The 18,959-nt window shown below is 56.5% G+C and carries 17 protein-coding genes; 6 read left to right on the forward strand and 11 right to left on the reverse strand.

The window, feature by feature from the left end; genetic code table 11:
* Positions 1-290: 290 nt before the first annotated feature.
* The 4 genes from IE105_RS13835 to IE105_RS13850 form a co-directional block, all read right to left on the reverse strand.
* Positions 291-2,894: a TonB-dependent receptor domain-containing protein gene (locus IE105_RS13835; RefSeq protein WP_189499452.1), complete on the reverse strand. Its 2,604-nt coding sequence runs from the start codon at positions 2,892-2,894 to the stop codon at positions 291-293.
* A 98-nt stretch (positions 2,895-2,992) separates the two neighbouring features.
* Positions 2,993-5,740 carry a beta-helix domain-containing protein gene (locus IE105_RS13840; RefSeq protein ID WP_189499454.1) on the reverse strand — a complete coding sequence of 916 codons (2,748 nt, stop codon included), beginning with the start codon at positions 5,738-5,740 and terminating at the stop codon, positions 2,993-2,995.
* Positions 5,741-5,988: 248 nt separating this feature from the next.
* On the reverse strand, positions 5,989-6,546 hold the full coding sequence (locus tag IE105_RS13845) for a hypothetical protein (protein ID WP_189499456.1): 558 nt from the start codon (positions 6,544-6,546) through the stop codon (positions 5,989-5,991).
* Between the two features lie 445 nt (positions 6,547-6,991).
* A complete protein-coding gene (locus tag IE105_RS13850) occupies positions 6,992-7,168 on the reverse strand; it encodes a YdcH family protein (RefSeq protein WP_189499458.1) in 177 nt (58 codons plus the stop codon).
* Positions 7,169-7,238: 70 nt separating this feature from the next.
* Between IE105_RS13850 and IE105_RS13855 the strand changes: the two genes are divergently transcribed.
* The gene (locus tag IE105_RS13855) at positions 7,239-7,496 is read left to right on the forward strand and encodes a YdcH family protein (RefSeq protein WP_189499460.1); all 258 of its coding nucleotides are present in this window, start codon (positions 7,239-7,241) and stop codon (positions 7,494-7,496) included.
* A 22-nt stretch (positions 7,497-7,518) separates the two neighbouring features.
* Here the strand turns inward: IE105_RS13855 and IE105_RS13860 are convergent, their stop codons facing one another.
* The gene (locus IE105_RS13860; RefSeq protein WP_189499462.1) at positions 7,519-8,142 is read right to left on the reverse strand and encodes a GGDEF domain-containing protein; all 624 of its coding nucleotides are present in this window, start codon (positions 8,140-8,142) and stop codon (positions 7,519-7,521) included.
* Positions 8,143-8,310: 168 nt separating this feature from the next.
* On the opposite strand from IE105_RS13860, the gene purE reads away from it, so the two are divergent.
* Together purE and IE105_RS13870 are read left to right on the forward strand one after the other, a co-directional pair.
* The gene (gene purE, locus IE105_RS13865) at positions 8,311-8,829 is read left to right on the forward strand and encodes a 5-(carboxyamino)imidazole ribonucleotide mutase (protein WP_233354171.1); all 519 of its coding nucleotides are present in this window, start codon (positions 8,311-8,313) and stop codon (positions 8,827-8,829) included.
* A 3-nt stretch (positions 8,830-8,832) separates the two neighbouring features.
* Entirely contained in the window at positions 8,833-9,903 is a 1,071-nt protein-coding gene (locus tag IE105_RS13870) for a 5-(carboxyamino)imidazole ribonucleotide synthase (RefSeq protein WP_189499463.1), read from the forward strand.
* Between the two features lie 6 nt (positions 9,904-9,909).
* Here IE105_RS13870 and IE105_RS13875 read toward each other — a convergent pair whose 3' ends face one another.
* Positions 9,910-10,815, reverse strand: coding sequence for an S-methyl-5'-thioadenosine phosphorylase (locus IE105_RS13875; RefSeq protein ID WP_189499465.1), 906 nt, complete (start codon positions 10,813-10,815; stop codon positions 9,910-9,912).
* Positions 10,790-11,020 (reverse strand): zinc-finger domain-containing protein, encoded by a 231-nt coding sequence (locus IE105_RS13880; RefSeq protein ID WP_233354172.1) that lies wholly within the window; start codon positions 11,018-11,020, stop codon positions 10,790-10,792. The genes IE105_RS13875 and IE105_RS13880 overlap by 26 nt, the downstream gene beginning before the upstream one ends.
* 66 nt (positions 11,021-11,086) lie before the next feature.
* Between IE105_RS13880 and IE105_RS13885 the strand changes: the two genes are divergently transcribed.
* Together IE105_RS13885 and IE105_RS13890 are read left to right on the forward strand one after the other, a co-directional pair.
* A complete protein-coding gene (locus IE105_RS13885; RefSeq protein WP_189499467.1) occupies positions 11,087-12,049 on the forward strand; it encodes an ABC transporter ATP-binding protein in 963 nt (320 codons plus the stop codon).
* Positions 12,036-13,010 (forward strand): Gfo/Idh/MocA family protein, encoded by a 975-nt coding sequence (locus tag IE105_RS13890; RefSeq protein ID WP_189499469.1) that lies wholly within the window; start codon positions 12,036-12,038, stop codon positions 13,008-13,010. The genes IE105_RS13885 and IE105_RS13890 overlap by 14 nt, the downstream gene beginning before the upstream one ends.
* 43 nt (positions 13,011-13,053) lie before the next feature.
* Here the strand turns inward: IE105_RS13890 and pstB are convergent, their stop codons facing one another.
* The 4 genes from pstB to IE105_RS13910 are packed head-to-tail and all read right to left on the reverse strand — an operon-like array spanning position 13,054 to position 17,406.
* On the reverse strand, positions 13,054-13,833 hold the full coding sequence (pstB, locus tag IE105_RS13895; protein ID WP_189499471.1) for a phosphate ABC transporter ATP-binding protein PstB: 780 nt from the start codon (positions 13,831-13,833) through the stop codon (positions 13,054-13,056).
* Positions 13,830-15,119 carry a PstA family ABC transporter permease gene (locus IE105_RS13900; RefSeq protein WP_233354173.1) on the reverse strand — a complete coding sequence of 430 codons (1,290 nt, stop codon included), beginning with the start codon at positions 15,117-15,119 and terminating at the stop codon, positions 13,830-13,832. Before IE105_RS13900 ends, pstB begins: the two co-directional genes overlap by 4 nt.
* Entirely contained in the window at positions 15,116-16,354 is a 1,239-nt protein-coding gene (pstC, locus tag IE105_RS13905; protein WP_233354174.1) for a phosphate ABC transporter permease subunit PstC, read from the reverse strand. Before pstC ends, IE105_RS13900 begins: the two co-directional genes overlap by 4 nt.
* Positions 16,351-17,406 (reverse strand): substrate-binding domain-containing protein, encoded by a 1,056-nt coding sequence (locus tag IE105_RS13910; RefSeq protein ID WP_233354175.1) that lies wholly within the window; start codon positions 17,404-17,406, stop codon positions 16,351-16,353. Before IE105_RS13910 ends, pstC begins: the two co-directional genes overlap by 4 nt.
* Positions 17,407-17,533: 127 nt before the next feature.
* Between IE105_RS13910 and IE105_RS13915 the strand changes: the two genes are divergently transcribed.
* Positions 17,534-18,946: an MATE family efflux transporter gene (locus IE105_RS13915; RefSeq protein WP_189499474.1), complete on the forward strand. Its 1,413-nt coding sequence runs from the start codon at positions 17,534-17,536 to the stop codon at positions 18,944-18,946.
* Positions 18,947-18,959: the final 13 nt, after the last annotated feature.

Raw genomic sequence — 18,959 nt, forward strand, 5'->3', positions numbered from 1 at the left:
ACGTTGTTTTAGTCTGTCTCATGCTTCACTCCATAAGGATGGAGGTGAGCAAAGTCTCTCTTAGCCCAGGCTCAAATCTGTGCCATGAGCGCTGACGTCAGACAGGCTCAAATCTGTGCCATGAGCGCTGACGTCAGACAGATGCGACTTCATGTGACACGGTTAGTGTTCGACAGCTGAAAATGGTCTTAACTCAACGCGGTGAATGCGGCTTAACGCGACAAAAAAAAACACCTCCCAAACACCGGGCTTGGAAGGCGATAATATTGCGCGATTTGGGCGACTGTGGTTTAGAACCGACGCTTCAAACTCGCCGCGACTGTAGTCCCAACATTATAGTCATCAATGATGATCGACGTCCCATTTAAGGTTTGGCTAGCCTCATAGCGGTCATCCAAAATATTTTGGATTTTGAAGCCTAGCTCATAGTCTCCACCACGCACTTTGAACGGAACATTGGCCACAAGATCAAGACTGATCGGAAGCTGTTCTTTGATCGAAGGCAAACCGTTCGACAAATCTTCGACCGCGCGAATCCGCTCAGACGTGTAATTCACCAGTAGGAAAACATCCCACCCGGCTTCGTAATTCTCGATACCAAACTGCAGATTAACAAGGTGATCACTTTGCCCCTGTAATTTCCGACCATCCGTATACAGGCCGGCGGCTGAAATCGTGACAGGCGTGACACCGCGAGAGGGATCAACGGAGGGCGGCGTGATGCTCACCATGCCATCGGCAGAGACTGAGCTATCGACATAGGTGTAGTTCGACCGGATCACGAAATCCTGCCCGCCCAGCCACGTATTCAAGACCGGGAACTTGTCCGAAATTGCGAATTTCTTTTCAAACTCCAGCTCCAGACCATAAAGCTCTGCGCGCGGCGCGTTGATAAAGCTCGTCGCGTTACTTTCACCCAAGCCGTTAAAAATGAATTCTTCGATCGGGTTCGTCAGGTCTTTGTAGAAACCGCCAACTGTGATGAACTGCGTCGCCCCGAAATAATATTCCAACCGGGCGTCAATATTCGTGCTTTCCGAATTGGTCAGGAAAGGGTTCCCGACGAAACGGTCATCTGTGTCCGTATTGACGAAAATCGACGGGGTAAGTTCGCGAAATTGTGGACGGTTGATCGTCTTAGATGCCGCCAATCGCAGCTGCCAATTATCGGCAAACGTATAGGTCGCCGTCACTGCTGGGAGGAGATAGTTTTCATCGAGCGGATCGAACTGAAAGTAAGACCCCCCAACAAGCGACTGCTCAATGGCGGTTTCCTGTTGCGATGTTTCGTAGCGAAGACCGCCAGATATCCGCAGGTCCGGGAAAAATTCAGTTTCCAGCGCGACATATCCGCCAAAGGTTTCAAGCGTCGCAAAGGACAAATCCGGGAAGCCGGTCGTGCCGCCACGTCGAATTTCCAACACGCCCGCATCAACAACCGCGTCAGACAAGATTAAATCAATGCGCGATTCACGCAATTGTGCCGGAACAGTGCCGAAATAACGGAAATCAGATTGCGCAGAATCGCGGCTTTTATCAAGATAGGCTCCGCCAAATTTAATCTCATATTCGCGTGCGCCCACATCAAACGGAACCGCAAAATCGAGGCCCAAATCGAGGGTCGTATCATCCAGTTCAGAGAAGCGAATGTCGTTATTTGTGCCCGGGCGATTGAACTGAAAGCGAAACCCTAATCCGTCTTCGAAATTCTCATAATTGACACGGCGTTCGTAAGGCGCATCGCGCGCCGCCTTGGCGTAGGATGCCCGCCACGTCACTTCAGCATCATTGAGCGACGGAATGAAATGCTCACCCAGCAACTGCCCCATATAGACCTCACGCTCAAACCACTCGGTAAAGTCCTGACGGAAAAACCGATCTTCGCGATCCTCGCCCGTAATGATGCGTGCTTCTGCGGAGGATTGACGCGTGGCCAGCCCGACGATTTGCACCAAATTGTTCTCATCGAGCTCAACACCAATGCCGAGCATACCGTTCAGAGACACCGTGTTCTCAGTCGATTCACGGAAACCGGAATCCAGCAAAACAAGCTCACCATTCCCGCCAATATTGGCCGTATTGTCCTCACCGCGACGCGTTTCCCAACTATTGTCATATCCAATCGTGGCCAACACACCGATGCTTTGACCACCATCAAGGTCAAATCGATTGCCCGCAGACAGACGCCCGCCGCCATTGAACGGAAGCGCGTCATCAGTATCAATGACGAGCGTGTCGAAATTCTCGAAATTGCGCGTCGGGACACCGTTGGCATCCAGCGCGGGCAAATCGCGAAGTCCATCATCAAAACCGAGCCAATCAGAGTCAGACCCCGCGTAGACAAGCCCTTTGCGGTTTGTTGTCGTCGTATTGTACGACCCGTTTATCGAGAGTTCTAAGAATTTTTCATCCGGCAACGCGCGCGTGCGAAGATTGATCGCCCCGCCCCCAAATTCGCCTGAAAACTCTGGGCTATAGGTCTTCTGTACGACGACATCGGCAAGGACTGAGGTCGGGAACAGATCAAGGGGCGCGACACGGCGCAGCGGTTCCGGGGATGGCAAAGGCGCACCATTTAACGTCGCGTAGGAATAGCGCTCGTTCAAGCCGCGCACGATCACGAATTTGCCTTGGCTCAAGGACAAACCTGTCACGCGGGTCAAGGCAGAGGCGATATCGCCGGCTCCGATTTGCGCAAATGTATCCTCGTCCAAAACCGTCGTGATTTCCGAGGTGATTTTCTTCTCATTCGGAATGAAAACGCCCGTCGAGATGACTTCGTCCGAGACAGGTGACGGCGAAGCCGTATCCTGTGCGTTGGCCCCGCTCGGTATTTGGGTTAGCGCCGTCCCGATGAGGAGAGCGGCTAAATAGCTGTGTGTCGTTGGTTTCACGATGCGATCCATGTTCAAAATCGTTCAGTCAGGTTGGGTCGGCGACAGGGGACGCCGCCGACCGCTCGACCCGGACACAAAGGCCCGGGCCTTAAAGGTTACTGGTCGACCAGAAGGGTCCAGCCTTGATACCAAGTGTCGTTCGCGTCCTCGACGGCGCCGATATAGGTCACGGCGTCAAAGAAAGGGTCGACGGCATTGACGTTGGTCGCTGTGACAGCCTGCTCCGGCGCACCGGGGACATAGGTTTCGTCCGCGATTGTCGTGCTGCCGACGGTCACATTGTTGGAGCCTGCGGCCAAAACCGTGGCTTGAGCCGCGTCACCCGCATCGCCGTCAGTTTCAAGATTGGCCACGTTGCCCACGATCATCATGGAGTTGAGCTGGATGCGGCCTGCCGTGGCTTCCACGGCTGTTGCCGCGTCATCAATGTCAAAGCCTGCATCCTGAAACCCTGTGACAATGCCGTTATAGAGGGCAGCATTTGTCCCGGCGCGGAGCACGATGCCCGTATCGCCAGAATCACCGCCCACGAAAGTCACGTTGGAAATTATCGGGTTGGAGCGCGGGGTCAGCCCGTTATTGGACGAGCGGTTATCGCCTTCGATGGCCCGGTCGCCCGCGCCGTCCGCTTGGTCGACAATGACATATTGAACCTTCCCGGCCCAACCATCTGTCCAATCAAGGCTATCATCGCCAATCCCCGTCAATACGAGGTGTTTGACATTGACCGTGCCGCCGAAGAACTCGACGCCGTCATCGACATTATTGTGGACTTGGACGTAATCAACCTGCGTGGCGGATCCGACCCCTTGGAAAGCAATGCCGTTTAGCTCGTCCTCATCATTGATGAGATTGCCCGCGAAGGAAACGCGCGTGTAAAACAGATTGCCGCTATTATCATCTGATGCGCCGCCGCCAAACAGCCCGGAGGAGCCTTCGCCGGATTTCTCACATCCCACCGCGCCGCCTGTGGCTGTGCCGTCGATACAATCATTGATCGGCGCGCGACCATTGATGATCAAGCCGCCCCATTTCCCGCGATCATTTGCCGTGTCCGCCGTCCCGAACACTTCGTCACGCGATGTCATATTGATCGGCGCCGTGCGCGTTCCGTTAGAGCGGATTTGCGACCCACGGGAGATAACCAGATAGTCTGTTCCCGTTGCGGCAAACACCGTTGTGCCCGCATCAATTGTCAGGATCGCGCTTGAGCGGCCTGCAATCGGATTGGCTGTATCGCCGCCAAGGTCTTCGCCGATGAAGACGGCACCTTCGAGCTGATAGACGAAATTATTGTTCAACCGAACATTGGCTGTGATTGTGCCCGTCAGTGAGCAGATTTGCTTGCCGCCGACAACGTCGCCCGTGGAGAGCGTGCCAGCCGGACATTCTGTCGGACTTTCGAACAAGCCGAAGGTCCAGCCTTGCGCCCAGTTGCTATCCTTGGTTTCCGTCGCTGAGAAAGCCCCGATATATCCGGCATTCTCAAAGCCTGCGAGCATGGGGTCTGTTGCGGTCACGGCTTGCTCGGCTGCCCCGGGGAAGAATTCATCCGCCAGAGAGTTGTTGCCCTGAACTACGTTCGGGCTGCCTGCGATCGCGGTTTCCGTGTCGAAAGCGGGTGTGTCGTCACCGGATTCGATATTGTCGTTATTGTCGAGGAAGAGAGACGCAAAGGACAATTCGCCACTCGAGAGATTATTGAGCGTCGATTCTTCATCGACATCTACGCCCGCATCTTGGAACCCGACGATGACGCCGTTTATAATGCGCCCTTCAGTGCCCGCACGAACGACGATGCCAGAATCCCCTGAGTCACCCCCAAGGAAGGTGAAATTAGAAATCAGAGGGTCAGACGTGGGCGTCAGTGAATTATTCGAAGACCGATTATCCCCTTCAATACCCCGGTCGCCCGCGCCAGGACCTTGCTTGACGAGCACATATTGTGCGCCGCCGACCCAACCATCGGTCCAATCAAGGCTATCATCGCCAATGCCGGTTAGAACGACATAGTCACACACGACGGAACCACCGAAAAACTCAACCCCGTCATCCGCGTTATTATGGATCTGAATATGGTCACAGGTCGTGCCCGAGCCGACCCCTTGGAAGGCGATACCGTTTAGCTCATCTTCGTCATTGATTAGGTTGCCCGCATATTTGACCTGTAAATATTGCAATGTGCCCGAATTATCAGACGGGTTTGCGCCGCCAAATAAGCCCGAAGACCCTTCGCCAGACTTCTCACACGTGGCTGAACCGCCGATTGCCGTACCATCAATACAATCATTGATCGGCGCGGACCCGTTAATGATCAAACCGCCCCATTGTCCGCGGTCATTCACCGGGTCAACCGTCCCTGCAATATCTTGGATCGAGGTCATAATGACTGGCTCGGTCACGGAACCACGGGCATTCAAACGGGAACCGCGAGACACAACGAGATAGTCTTCGCCCGCTTTACCAAAAATTTGTGTTCCGGCAGGGATCGTGAGGGTCGCATTGCGGCCTCCGTCTTCCCCAATAAATACGGCGCCTTCCAGCGCGTATCCATTATCCGCTGACAGGGTCAGGTTTTCCGTGACTGTGCCCGTGATTGTGCAGGCAATGACGTCCGTGTTGCCTGTGGTAATCGTTTCCTGCGTCGTTCCCGTATCGCAACCCGCCGCCCCAACGAGATTAATCTCTGTATTCCCACTCCCGCTACCGCCGCCAGACGTGGGCGGGTTGATTATGACGCCCCCCGTTTGTCCGGGCGAGGACGTTGTGCTGCCGCCACAAGCCGACAGGGCCAGCCCAGCTGCTGTGGCCAGAAGGGCGCATTTTAAGGACGAGTTGAACATGTAATAGCCTCACGAGGGACAAAAATTCGCCTGTGAGGGACTCAAAAACATTCCCTCACCTTGAGGCAGCCCATCACCACTTTATTGTGACGCGCGAGCAACCAATCTGTGTCGCTTCGATGAAAGGCTCGTGAAAGTTCAATGACGCCAAACCGCCATTTGAACCCAAGCTATTGAATTAAAAAGAAAAAGGTCCGCCCCCGGAAGGGCGAACCTTTTTTCATTATCCTTATGACCGCTTTAGCGCGTTATTTTAGCGTGAGAGTCGCCATTTGCTCAGTCACTGCCGTCCAGCCCGGCCGCAAGCTCAAGGCGCGCGCATAAGCGTCGCGCGCGGCATCTGTCTCGCCTGACATCTGGTAAGTCAGACCCAAGCCATATTCGGCCAACGGCGCGTGGCGACTCTGATCATTACAGTCTTCGAACTTACGGCGTGCCGTCGTCAGGTCATTCGACATCATCGCGGCAAAACCATGACCAATCGATTCCAGCCCACGATCATTTGCCAAATCACCCGCGCGGGTAAAATCCTTTACGGCATTATCTTGTCGACCTAGCGCCATTTGGTGCAGAGCCCGACGCGCATAGAGTTGCGAGCGCACATCAGCCTTAGGGGCAGAGGCGCGTAACGCTTTTGTGCAGGCTCTGACGGCACGCGATGAGCTGTCCACGGACAGACAATCATTCAAAGCGGCATGGGCGGGTGACTGTACCGCGTTCAACCCTGTGGGGGTTAAAGTCTCGTTGGCTGCGGCGGTCCCCGTCATCGCCAAAACAAGTGTCGCTGAGAGTAAAAGTGTTTTCATATGAGCGCTCCGACTGCAGGCTGAATATTATTGGTGAAACGACACGTTCGATCGACGTCCAAACATGTCGCATTAGTCTTGTGAAGATTATGTGACATAAACGTCATATTAAAGTCAAGATATAAATGACACTTATGTGACAATTCACGTCACATAAGTGTCGTTAAAAAAATTCCTTGCGCATTCACCCTACACCGCAGCCTTTGCGATGCGCTCAAACGGGGAGCAAATGGCTTTTAAACGGGACGGTAGGTCCTGTTAAAAAGCCCCTGAATGATCGGAGTAATCGAGGGGAATATAAGGGTAGCGCAGCAATGGCGCGCGCCGCGTGTATTTCGCAAAGCGGCCGGCCGCTAGCTCCGGAAAATAAGCCGTATAGCGCGGGAGTTTAGAAGGCCGCGCCTCACAGGCGCGACACTTTAGGGGGATTTAAACTGGATAGAGGTTAGGCGTTTGCCTTGCCGCCCATCTGAATCAGCGTATCTTTAATTTGTAGCTTTTGTCGTTTGAGCTGTGAAATCTTCACATTATCTGGGGCGGGGCTTCGAAGCTCTCGGTCAATCTGGTGTTCGATATTCCCGTGACGGGATTGTAGTTGTTCCAAATGAGCCGATAGTGCCATGAAGACCTCCATTTACGGTTTGTGGAAATGCACAATAGCACAATCTCGCCAACACCGCTAGAACCCCTCCATGACAGATAGTTCAGACAGTTCAGATATCCCTAACGCCGACCCCGAACTCACGGCGGAAGAGGAGGCCGCGCAAGACCTCGATCTCTTGCAACGGTTGAAATTGGAACATCGCCGGATTGATCAAGAAATCAACGCGCTGGCAGAAACCGGTGTTGCTGACATGTTAAAAGTCAAACGGATGAAGAAGATCAAACTCTCGATCAAAGATCAGATTGCCTATCTGGAAAACCAAATTACGCCGGATATCATCGCATAACGTGCGAAAACCGAACCGGCGGTTAGGTGGAGCGCTTGTCCAAATACATCGCCCGGTCGGCGCGTTCCAAAACTTGAGCCGCTGTCTGGTTCGGCTCACATGGGGCCGTTCCCCAACTGGCCGTAATCCCAATGGGACCTTCTGGATGTTGTAGCGACAAATTGCCGATCCGACAGGAGAGTGCGCCCGCTTTCGCTTTCGCAATCATTTGGTCTGACTTGAACAAGAGCACGCCAAATTCATCACCGCCGAGCCGCGCGACCATATCGCATTGCCGGACGCCCGTGAGCAAACTGTCTGCGACTTGTTCTAATATCTTGTCGCCGATCCCGTGACCAAAACGGTCATTGACCAATTTAAACCCGTCCAGATCAAAAAATATGATCGACGATACCATGCCGTAACGCGACATAACGGACTGAGCGCGCGAGACTTCGCGCATAAAGGCCCGGCGATTATAAATTGGCAAAAGCGGGTCGAGATCCGCCGAGGCTTCAAGCTCTAGCACCCGCAAGCGCAGCCGAGTCACTTCTTCGCTTAACTCTTTATTACGCGCAGCCAGCTGTCTATCCGTCACACCAATCTGTGACGACATCGGATCAGCCGCAGTTTGCAGCAGTGTGGTTATGCGGGACGGGTCGACCAAGTCTTCAGCGAATCCTCTATGAATAGACGATGCTTCTTGACCCATACGACGTTAACGATGCTCTAAGAAATATAACAGTTTCAACGCTTATCGTTTCAGGTGATTGACCGGTCTGTCCCAATCGCTATGTTGCATTGCTTTCCAGCGCAGGAAGCGAGATTGCCACACATGCCCACCCCGTCAGCTGCCACCCCCTCCTCTGCGGCCAATATTCCTGTCGCCATTATAATGGGGTCAACGTCTGATTGGCCGACGATGGAACATGCCGCCACGGTGCTGGATGAACTCGGTATCGCCTATAAGGCTCTGGTGATTTCCGCGCACCGCACACCCCAACGGCTGTATGACTTTTCAACCGCAGCTGCCGATAATGGATTTAAAGTCGTCATCGCGGGGGCAGGAGGGGCGGCTCATCTGCCCGGCATGTGCGCGTCCATGACCCGCCTGCCCGTTCTCGGCGTCCCCGTTGAAAGCAAAGCCCTGTCCGGCATGGATAGCCTCTTATCAATTGCGCAGATGCCCGGTGGTGTCCCGGTTGGTACCTTGGCCATTGGCAAAGCCGGCGCAAAAAATGCGGGGCTGCTCGCCGCCGCCATTCTTGCGACGTCGGATGACGTCCTTGCCGAACGCTTAGACGCTTGGCGCGCGCGCCAAACGAAAAGCGTCGGCACGGACCCGCGCGGCTAGATCATGACCATTTCGAGCAGGCCCCTTCCTCCCGGCGCGACCATCGGTATTTTGGGCAGCGGCCAATTGGGCCGAATGCTGTCCCTCGCCGCCGCACGGCTGGGACTGAAAACCCACACATTCGGACCGTCTGTCGATGATCCGGCCGGGCAAGTGTCGCACAGGCATACTCAAGCGGCCTATGATGACGCGGCCGCGCTCGCCCAGTTCGGAGCGGCCTGCGACGCCGTCACCTATGAATGGGAGTCTATTCCGGTCCGCGCTGTCGAAGTGTCGGGTGCGGGTCGGTTCGTTGCCCCCAACCTGACCGCTTTGCGTACAGCGCAGGACCGCCTGCTCGAAAAACAATTCCTCTCCGGCCTGCCCGGTGTTGACGTCGCGCCGTTTGCAGCCGCAAGCGGTAGTCTGCAAGATTTGCAACGCGCCATCGACACGGTCGGCCTGCCTTGTGTCGTAAAGACGCGGCGCGGCGGCTATGACGGCAAAGGCCAAGCCGTTGTGCGTCAGACGGACGATATTACCGCTGTCTGGGACACGCTTGGCAGTTTTGATCTCATTGTCGAAGGGTTCATCACGTTTAGCCGCGAAACCAGCGTCGTTTGCGCGCGCGGATCGGACGGCGACGTGCGGGCTTATCCGCTGACGGAGAATGTCCACCGCGACCACATCCTGCACAGCTCAACGGCGCCCGCGTCTGGCGATGACGGCACGCCCGGTAAAATCGCGCGGACGATCGTCAATGCCCTCGATTATGTCGGCGTCATTGGCGTCGAATTTTTCGACACTGAATCAGGCTGGATCGTTAATGAAATCGCCCCGCGTGTTCACAATAGCGGCCACTGGACGCAAGACGCGGGCTGCACCGATCAGTTCGAACAACATATCCGCGCCGTCGCGGGCTGGCCGCTGGGCGACAGCACACCAGCGTGGCCCGTGCAAATGACGAACCTCATTGGCAATGATGTCGCGGCGTGGGAATCATTGGCCCGTGAGCCGAAAGCTCACCTGCATCTTTATGGCAAACATACAGTCAGACCGGGCCGTAAGATGGGTCATATCAATCGGCGGTTATAGAGCAGGTTAAACGTTCAGCACGCGTCCCGCGACCGCGTCCAGCTTCGCGACCAATTCCGGGTCACGCGCGTCAGGCGGGGTAATGATCGCCACGTCGAGATTGGTTTCAATCCCAGATGCACAGGCCGTACGCGGCTGACCGGACAGCGTTTCGCATAAGGTCCGGACAGCTTCGCCGGCTGTCGCCGCATTTTGTTGCAAAATCGCGATGACACTGGCGACGTCGACACTCCCATGATCCGGGTGCCAACAGTCAAAGTCCGTCACCATCGCGAGCGTCGCGTAAGGTAGCTCCGCTTCTCGCGCGAGCTTAGCCTCTGGCATATTGGTCATGCCGATCACGTCGCAGCCCCATTGACGGTAGAGCGCGCTCTCAGCTTTGGTCGAGAATTGCGGGCCTTCGATCGCGAGGTAAGTGCCGCCTGTGTGGACAGTCGCGCCTGCGCTTCGGGCCGCCTGCGCCGCGAGTGCCGACAAGCGCGGACAGATGGGATCGGCGACACTGACATGCGCGACGCAACCGGGTCCAAAAAAGCTCTTCTCGCGTGCAAACGTGCGGTCAATAAATTGATCCACCGCGACGAAGTGGCCGGGAACATAGTGTTCTTTGAGCGATCCAACCGCGCTAATCGAGAGCAGATCCGTGCAGCCCGCGCGTTTCAACGCATCAATATTGGCGCGGTAATTGACCGCGCTCGGCGTCAGGGAATGCCCCCGTCCGTGGCGTGGCAAGAACCGCAACCGGACATCGCCATAATCCGCAAATAAAATCTCATCAGACGGGTCACCCCACGGCGTATCGATCTTGACCCATTGTTCGTTTTTCAGCCCATCAATCGCGTAAAGTCCGGAGCCGCCAAGGACACCGATCGTCCATTGCGACACGCTAGTGGTGTCCGCCGGGGACCGCATTCGGATCCAGTTTGAACACGCGGTCACAATATTTGCAGATTACATGGGTATCTTCGCCCATATCGAGCCACGTCACAGGATGACCGAGTGCGCCACCACCGCCGTCACATTTGACGTACGTGCTGTTGACCATGACCACATCATTTTCCGTCTCTTCGAGCCGAGGGGTCGGCGATGAAACTTTAGTATTTTTCGGGGCAATCATGCGGTCACGTCCTTGTCGTTGGGCTAGCCTGCGTCTAAGCGTCTGCCCCATGCGAGACAAGCCTCTATGACCGAAACCTCTTCACCGTCCGCCAGCCCGGCCATCGAATTGATCGGACTGAGTAAGACCTATGCCGCATCTAAGAAGGCCCCGGCTAAAACGGCCCTGCATGGGATCGACTTGACCATTCCGCGCGGTTCGATCTTCGGCCTGCTCGGCCCGAACGGCGCGGGCAAATCCACCGCAATAAATATTTTGTCCGGTTTGGTCAATAAGACCGCGGGGACCGCACGGATTATGGGTTATGACATCGACACCGAGACCCGGTTGGCGCGCGCCTCAATCGGCATTGTGCCACAAGAAATCGCCATGGATGTATTTTTCACGCCCTATCAGGCGATGGAATTACAAGCCGGATATTACGGCGTGCCGAAAGCTGAGCGCCGGACCGAGGAAATTCTTGATGCGCTCGGCCTGCTGGATAAACGCGACGCTTATGTGCGGCAACTGTCCGGTGGGATGAAACGGCGTCTCCTGATCGCCAAAGCGCTCGTGCATAATCCGCCCGTCCTGATTTTGGATGAGCCGACGGCGGGAGTGGATATTGAGCTGCGGCGTCAGCTCTGGGAGTATGTGCAAGTGCTGCATCAGCGCGGCACGACCGTCATTCTAACGACCCACTATCTCGAAGAAGCCGAAGCGCTCTGCGACCAAATTGCCATCATTCACCAAGGCCGTATCGTCGCCAATGAGAGCAAGGATACGATGTTGTCGCGTATGGACAAGCGGATGCTGGTGATCACCCCGACAGAAACACTGGACACGGTTCCCGCCGCGCTCGCCGATCTGAGCGCTGTTATCGAGGACGGAAACCTCATCATCTCTTACTTGAAAGGCACGGATTCTGTCACAGGACTGCTCAACCGAGTCAAAGATGCAGGCCTCTCCATCGCCGATCTACGGACCGACCAACCGGATCTGGAAGATATTTTCCTGCAGCTGACCTATGGCAGTGATGTCCCGACCTAATTACCGCATCGGCCTACTTGGCGCGTCACGGATTGCACCCAAGGCGATCATTGCGCCTGCCTTAAAACGTGACGACTGCCAAATCGTCGCGATCGCTTGTCGTGATATTGGGCGCGGTCGCGCCTATGCAGCGGAGCACGGTATCACGGATGCTGCGATCATGGATGATTACGCCGTCCTCTGCGCGCGCGACGATATTGACATCATCTATAACGCCCTGCCCCCGTCGAAACATCTGGAGCTTGCCAGACTCGCGATGGGCAAAGTCCAGTTGATCGAAAAACCCATCGCCATGAACGCGGCTGAGGCGTTGCAAATCGCCGCCCTGCCCGGTGTGATCATGGAAGCCTTCCATCACCGCTATCATCCGGCGTTCGGGCATTTCCTCAAAGCGGTCGAACGGATTGGACCGCTGACCCATATGACAGGGCGTTTCCATGTTACCATCCCGAATAATCCGGGAGAGCTGCGCCATAACGCGGATTTAGGCGGCGGTGGTCTGATGGACCTCGGTACATATCCGTTGCACATCGCGCGAACTCTCGCGGGTCGTGAACCCCGCATTATTCGCGCAGTGGCGATAGAAGGCGAGCCCCGCATCGACCTATTCCTCGAAGCCGAGCTGGACTTTGGAGACGGTCTCACCGCGACGATATCGTGCGATATGCGCGAAGGTATTGAGCGCGTGAATTATTTTGAAGTTGTCGGCGCGGTTGGCACGGTCCGGTTCGATAATCCCGTGCACCCCTATCGTGGCTGCAAACTCACTACGCCGGACGGGATCACCACGGATGCGGACCATCCCCGTTGGCGTACGGTCACAACTTATGACGCCCAGCTCGCTCACTTGCTTGCGAGCCTCGGCATGGGGATGCCACCGCTGACAAATGCGGCAGAGGCCGTGCGGCAGATGCAAGCGATTGACGCGATTTACAGCGCAACGGGCCTCGGCCCCCGCTAGGCTCGGGTCTCTATCCTTTGATCCCACGGATCACAGGGCGACCTCACCCAAATCGTCCGGTAATATAATCCTGCGTGCGCGTGTCGGATGGGTTGGTGAATATCCGATCCGTCTGATCATATTCGATCAAAGCGCCTTTATGGAGAAACGCGGTTTTATCGCTGATCCGCGCGGCCTGTGCCATACTATGCGTGACAATGATGATACAGTAGCGCTTCTTGAGCTCCTCGATCAGCGCTTCGAGCCGCGCGGTCGCGATAGGATCAAGCGAGCTGGCGGGTTCGTCCATCAAAATGACATCAGGATCAATGGCGAGCGCGCGGGCGAGCACGAGCCGTTGTTGCTGCCCGATTGAGAGGCTCGGCGCGGGTAGGCTTAAGCGGTCTTTGACCTCCTCCCAAAGCCCCGCTCGACGCAGGCTTTTTTCAACCAAGCGTTTAAGTTCGCCGCGCGCCTGCGCCAACCCATGTAACCGAGGCCCATAGGCGACATTGTCATACACGGATCGGGGAAAAGGCGCGGGTTTTTGGAACACCATGCCCACGCGCGTGCGCAATAAAACCGGATCAATCGAAGGCGCGTAAATATCCGTTCCATCCATCAAAACAGTGCCGCGTGTCCGCGCGTCGGGGATCGTCTCGTTCATGCGATTAAACACGCGCAGTAGGGTGGACTTGCCACAACCACTGGGCCCGATCAGCGCGGTAACGCTGCGGTCGGCAATATCAATGTCGATGTCGTGAAGCGCACGAAATTCACCATAATGCACGGACACGCCGCGACAGGTGAATTTCGGCGCCAGTTTGGTCTCAATTGTCTTCATAACTTTCGCCGCCTTTGCAGCCGTTCGCGCAGGATAATGGCGATCCCATTGATAAACATGAGGACAACCAGAAGTGAAATAATCGCGGCTGACGCTCGCTCCGCCCACGCCGCTTCTGCAGATCCTGACCAGAGGAAAATCTGCACCGGCAAAGCCGTCGCCGGGTCCATTGGTGAGCTGGGAACAGTTGTCACAAAGGCGACCATACCAATCATCAGAAGAGGCGCGGTCTCGCCTAAGGCCTGTGCCATCCCGATAATTGATCCGGTCATCATGCCGGGGGCCGCCAACGGGACGCGGTGATTAAACACAGCCTGCATCCGCGACGCGCCGAGACTGAGCGCGCTATCCGTCAATGAGACCGGAACCGCGAGCAGAGACGCACGCGACGCTATCACAATGGTCGGAAACATGCGCAGCGCCAATACAAGGCCACCCACCAGCGGGATCGACCGTGGCAGGCCGAAAAAGTTGATAAACACGGCCAAACCTAACAAGCCAAAGACGATGGACGGCACAGCGGCGAGATTATTAATGTTCACTTCGAGCATCCGCGTCAGCCGTCCACCCCACCCTGTTTGCGGCGCGAAACTATCGAGATAGATCGCTGCCCCGATACCAACAGGCAGTGCCAACGCGCTCGCGATCAATACGATCATGATTGAGCCAAAAATGGCCGAGGCCAAACCCGCCCGCTCCGGATCGCGAGAGTCCGGGTTTGCGAAAAGCCCGCGATTAAAGCGACGATGGACCCGGCCTTCTGCGTCTAAGGCCGCGATCCATTCGATCTGTCGATTGGTGATTTTGCGTTGATCTTCGGGTAGGTTTGGATCGATATGCCCTTTAAGATATTGATCGGTGAGATCAGACGCAGGCACGATTAACTGCAGAGGTTCGCTCAAGTTTTGAGCGGCGCGAAGGTCGGCCGTCGCCACAGAGGCCGAAATAACTTGCAACAGCTCACGACGGGAGGCTTCATCGGAAACCTCACCGAAGACGTCCGCCAGCGCGTCCGCCAAACGGCGGCGGTCATTGGGTGATGCATTCGTTTGTGCCGTGACCGTCAAATCCAGCGTCACCCAATGCTGGGTAAAAGCCGACGCCCCCGTCGAGACAATCGAAATCAGCAGCCATGCCAGCGCAGCGATCGAGAAAGCGACCGCCGCCTGCCCATAGACGCGAAAGCGACGTTCCGCCGCCCGACGTTTTCGCATTCGCGCTTCCATCGCAGCGGTTGTGATTGCCGCCTTTATCGGTGTGTCCGAATATGTCTCTGTCGCGCTCATTCGAAGCGGATCCGGTAGCGATTGACGACCGCGAGCGCGCCAATATTGAGCAGCAAGGTAATGACGAACAGCACGAGACCCAGCGCAAAGGCGGCCAACGTACGCGGGCTGTCAAACACTTGATCGCCAGTCAGCAAGGCGACAATCTGGACTGTCACCGTGGTGACGGCATCAAACGGATTTGCCGACAGGTTCGCCGCCCGTCCGGCCGCCATAACGACGATCATAGTTTCCCCAATCGCACGCGAAATCGCGAGCAGGAACGCGCCGATGATCCCTGGCAGCGCGCTACGAAAGACCACGCGGGTCAAGGTTTCAGACTTCGTCGCGCCCAGAGCGGTTGAGCCATCGCGCAAGCTTTGCGGGACCGCGCTAATGACGTCATCAGAGAGGGAACTCACCAACGGAATAATCATGACCCCCATAACCAATCCAGCCGCCAAGGAGGATTGCGTGGCCACATCCGCCCCCAACCAAGCCGCCGCATCGCGGATCGCGGGCCCGACAGTGATAAGCGCGAAGAACCCGTACACCACCGTCGGAATTCCAGCCAAGACTTCGATCGCAGGCTTCGCAATCGCGCGCGTGCGCGGCGAGGCATATTCTGAGAGATATATCGCCACCATCAAGCCTACGGGACCAGCGACGGCCATCGCGATCAAGGTGATGAAGAACGTCCCGGCAAACACAGGCACCGCGCCGAATGCGCCGCTCTGCCCCGTCCCGCCTGCGCGGATCGGCGTCTGCGGGGACCATTGCGTCCCAAATAGAAATTCGATGATTGAGACATCGCGAAAGAATAATGTCGCCTCGAAGACGAGTGAGGCAACTATGCCGAAAGTCGTGAGAAGCGCCACAAGCGCCAACAGCATCAGGCCCGTCTCTGCCATTCGTTCAACATGGGTGCGGGCTGCGAAATCCGGCCTAACATTGGCAATCGACAGCGCAATCGGCAGCGCCGGAATCACGATCAACGCCATAAGCCAGAGCCCATCGCCTCCGGCGCTCGGAATTGGTCCGCGCAGCGACAAGCCGGTCAGATAAATGCCGACCCCGACGAGCCCCGTCAGGGCCGCCGCCAGACGGGCATGATGACGCGGTTGGGCGCGTGCGGCCGAAGGTCCGGGGAGATTGGGCACAACCAAACGCGCGGCGCGGCCATAAACAATCCGGTACGCACCGACCATCAATGCGCCGACAATCACTAACATATAAAAAGGGACGGGGTCGCTCACGGGCGCGGGCCTGCATTGGCTTTGGCCCGCTCGACCCGTTGGCGCATCTCAGCCCGTTCCGCGTCGGAGAGCGGAATGAGGCCTATTTCTTCTAGATACCCTCCCGGACCAGAGGCTTCCTCCGATGTAAATTCGAGCACATAATCCGCCGCGCCCCGATCCGCCCACAGAGCAGAGCCGCCGCGTAAATATAGAAACAGGTCGCGCACGACCGGATAGGATTTATTGCGGATCGTCTCTTGGCTCGGCAGCACACCACCCATCGCAATTCCTCTGACCTTGTCCGTATTTTGGTCGAGAAAGGAAAAGCCAAATACGCCAAGCGTCGTTGGCGCATTGGCGAGTGTTCGGATTAGCGCATTATCGTTTTCGCCGGCATCAATCCAACGCCCATCTTCGCGCAGATCATGGGCGCGAGACCGAAATATATTGGGCGTGTCCTTTTCCATCGCGGCGAGACACGGGAAGGCGCGGGCGCCCGCTTCCATCGCCGTTTCGACAAATGCGTCGCGCGTCCCAGACGTTGGCGGCGGGCCATAAACTGTAATCATGTCAGTTGGCAAAGTGGGATCAATTTCTGACCAGCGCTCATAGGGATTAGGGGTCGGCGTGCAGTCTAGACCCGAGGTCGGTAGTTCGCGCGCCAAGGCACTGTAGAGTGTCAGCGGGTCAATATCCATTGGCACAGCCCCGACGGCCCGCGCCAAAACAATACCGTCATTCCCCAACCGAATTTCAATCACGGGCGCGACACCGTTCCGGGCGCAAAGTGCGGCCTCGGAGGGTTTTTGTGGGCGTGACGAGGTGGTCGCATCAATTGACGCATGGCCAGAGCAGAACAACTTATGCCCGCCGCCGCTACCCGTCTGCTCGACAACAACAACAACGCCTGTACGCTCAGCATATGTTTCTGCTGTCTTGGCGGCGAACGGGAAAATTGTGGATGACCCTACGATACGTACCGGCTCTTGGCGGCCATCGGAACAGGCGCTCATCCCACCCGACAAGAGCACAGCGGCGGCCATTGCAGCGATGTGACTCCGTGGGCGCAACCCGACCTCCTTTTCGCATCCGACCAACTGACGCGCGTCGTGCATAGGCTGTCACTGATATGTCTGCCCCAGCAATGCAACAGCAGAACTTTACAGCACAGACAAAGTAGCGCAGGGGGCGCGCCAAATGTCAGATCAGCCCCTTATTAATCCATCCATGACGGTGATGCCCCGCACAAAGCGCGGCGAACTGCGCGCCTTACTCGCGCTTGGTCTGCCGATGTCATTGACGCAGGTGATCCAATATTCGGTTTTTGTCGCGGACACGATGATGATCGGACGGATCGGCAAAGAAGCCGTAGCCGCAGCCGCCCTCGGAAGCTTGCTGGTCTTCCTTGTATGGATGGTCGCCGCTGGCCCCGTTAACGCCGTGACGCCGATGGCAAGCCAAGCACTGGGCCGCGACCGCAATTCACACCAAGATGTCCGCCGCAGTGTTCGCATGGCGCTGTGGGCCGTGGCGTTGCTTTGTATCCCGCTGTTTATGCTAATCGGCTTTACCGAGCCGATCCTGCTCGCCCTTGGCCAAGATGCGGATGTTGCAAAGATGGCGGCGCATTATGCGTGGGTTGTGGCTCCGGGCTTGCCTTTGTCGCTAGCCGTCATGGTGTTGCGTAATTTCTTAGCCACGATTGATGAGACCCTGCAGCCTTTGATCGCCGTCACGCTCGCGGTCCTGCTTAATATCGGGTTGAATGCCGTGCTGATCTTCGGCCTGTTCGGGTTTCCGGCCTTGGGCCTCATTGGGGCTGGAATCGCCTCGTCCATTTCCTATGCCGTCTGTTTCCTCATTTTCGTGGTGATGATCCAGCGCCATGAACGCGCGCGTGAATTTGATGTGTTTCAAAATGTGTTGAAATTTGACCGCGAGCGGTTTGTCGAAGTTGTGCGCCTCTCGGTGCCGATCAGCCTGACGACTCTGTTCGAAGGACTGTTATTTAACGTCGCGATTATCTTGATGGGCTGGATCGGCGTGGCGGAACAAGCCGCCTATCATGTCGGGCTTAATGTTGCCGCGATGGCCTTTATGGTGCCGTGGGGCTTTGCCATGGGCGGGGCTGTGCGCGTCGGACTGGCAGAAGGCGCAGGCGATGCGCAGGCGCGCAAACGCTCCGCCTATATGACGCTGGGCGTCTCTATGGGCCTTACTGCGGTCATCGCCTTATTCGTCGCCACCCAAGGCGGCTTTATCGCCGACCTTTATTTTGGCTTTGATTCCAAAGAGAATGACGCCCCCGTGCGCGCCCTTGTCCTGACCTTCTTGCCCGTCGCAGCCGGTTTCATGGTTGTCGACGCCGCCCAAGTCACGTGCAATCAGCTGCTGCGCGGCCTGAAGGATGTGAACTGGCCGATGGTTATTACCGGTGTGAGCTATTGGTTGATCGGATTTCCGCTCTGTTACGGCCTCACATTCCAAACGTCGATGGGGGCCATTGGGGTCTGGTGGGGTCTCGCGGTCGGATTATTTGTCGCGTTTATCGGTCTCGGAATAAGGCTTCTGCTGCTGCTACGGCGTCCGCTTGTGCCGGCGACGGCTTAGGGTGTTCCGACAC

Source organism: Algimonas arctica, assembly GCF_014652695.1.
GTDB lineage: Bacteria > Pseudomonadota > Alphaproteobacteria > Caulobacterales > Maricaulaceae > Litorimonas > Litorimonas arctica.

Coding starts and splice junctions, on each gene's coding strand:
- IE105_RS13840 (WP_189499454.1), bottom strand. CDS start 5,740: ATGTTCAACTCGTCCTTAAAATGCGCCCTTCTGGCCACAGCAGCTGGG.
- IE105_RS13845 (WP_189499456.1), bottom strand. CDS start 6,546: ATGAAAACACTTTTACTCTCAGCGACACTTGTTTTGGCGATGACGGGG.
- IE105_RS13850 (WP_189499458.1), bottom strand. CDS start 7,168: ATGGCACTATCGGCTCATTTGGAACAACTACAATCCCGTCACGGGAAT.
- IE105_RS13855 (WP_189499460.1), top strand. CDS start 7,239: ATGACAGATAGTTCAGACAGTTCAGATATCCCTAACGCCGACCCCGAA.
- purE (WP_233354171.1), top strand. CDS start 8,311: ATGCCCACCCCGTCAGCTGCCACCCCCTCCTCTGCGGCCAATATTCCT.
- IE105_RS13870 (WP_189499463.1), top strand. CDS start 8,833: ATGACCATTTCGAGCAGGCCCCTTCCTCCCGGCGCGACCATCGGTATT.
- IE105_RS13875 (WP_189499465.1), bottom strand. CDS start 10,815: ATGCGGTCCCCGGCGGACACCACTAGCGTGTCGCAATGGACGATCGGT.
- IE105_RS13880 (WP_233354172.1), bottom strand. CDS start 11,020: ATGATTGCCCCGAAAAATACTAAAGTTTCATCGCCGACCCCTCGGCTC.
- IE105_RS13885 (WP_189499467.1), top strand. CDS start 11,087: ATGACCGAAACCTCTTCACCGTCCGCCAGCCCGGCCATCGAATTGATC.
- IE105_RS13890 (WP_189499469.1), top strand. CDS start 12,036: ATGTCCCGACCTAATTACCGCATCGGCCTACTTGGCGCGTCACGGATT.
- pstB (WP_189499471.1), bottom strand. CDS start 13,833: ATGAAGACAATTGAGACCAAACTGGCGCCGAAATTCACCTGTCGCGGC.
- IE105_RS13900 (WP_233354173.1), bottom strand. CDS start 15,119: ATGAGCGCGACAGAGACATATTCGGACACACCGATAAAGGCGGCAATC.
- IE105_RS13915 (WP_189499474.1), top strand. CDS start 17,534: ATGTCAGATCAGCCCCTTATTAATCCATCCATGACGGTGATGCCCCGC.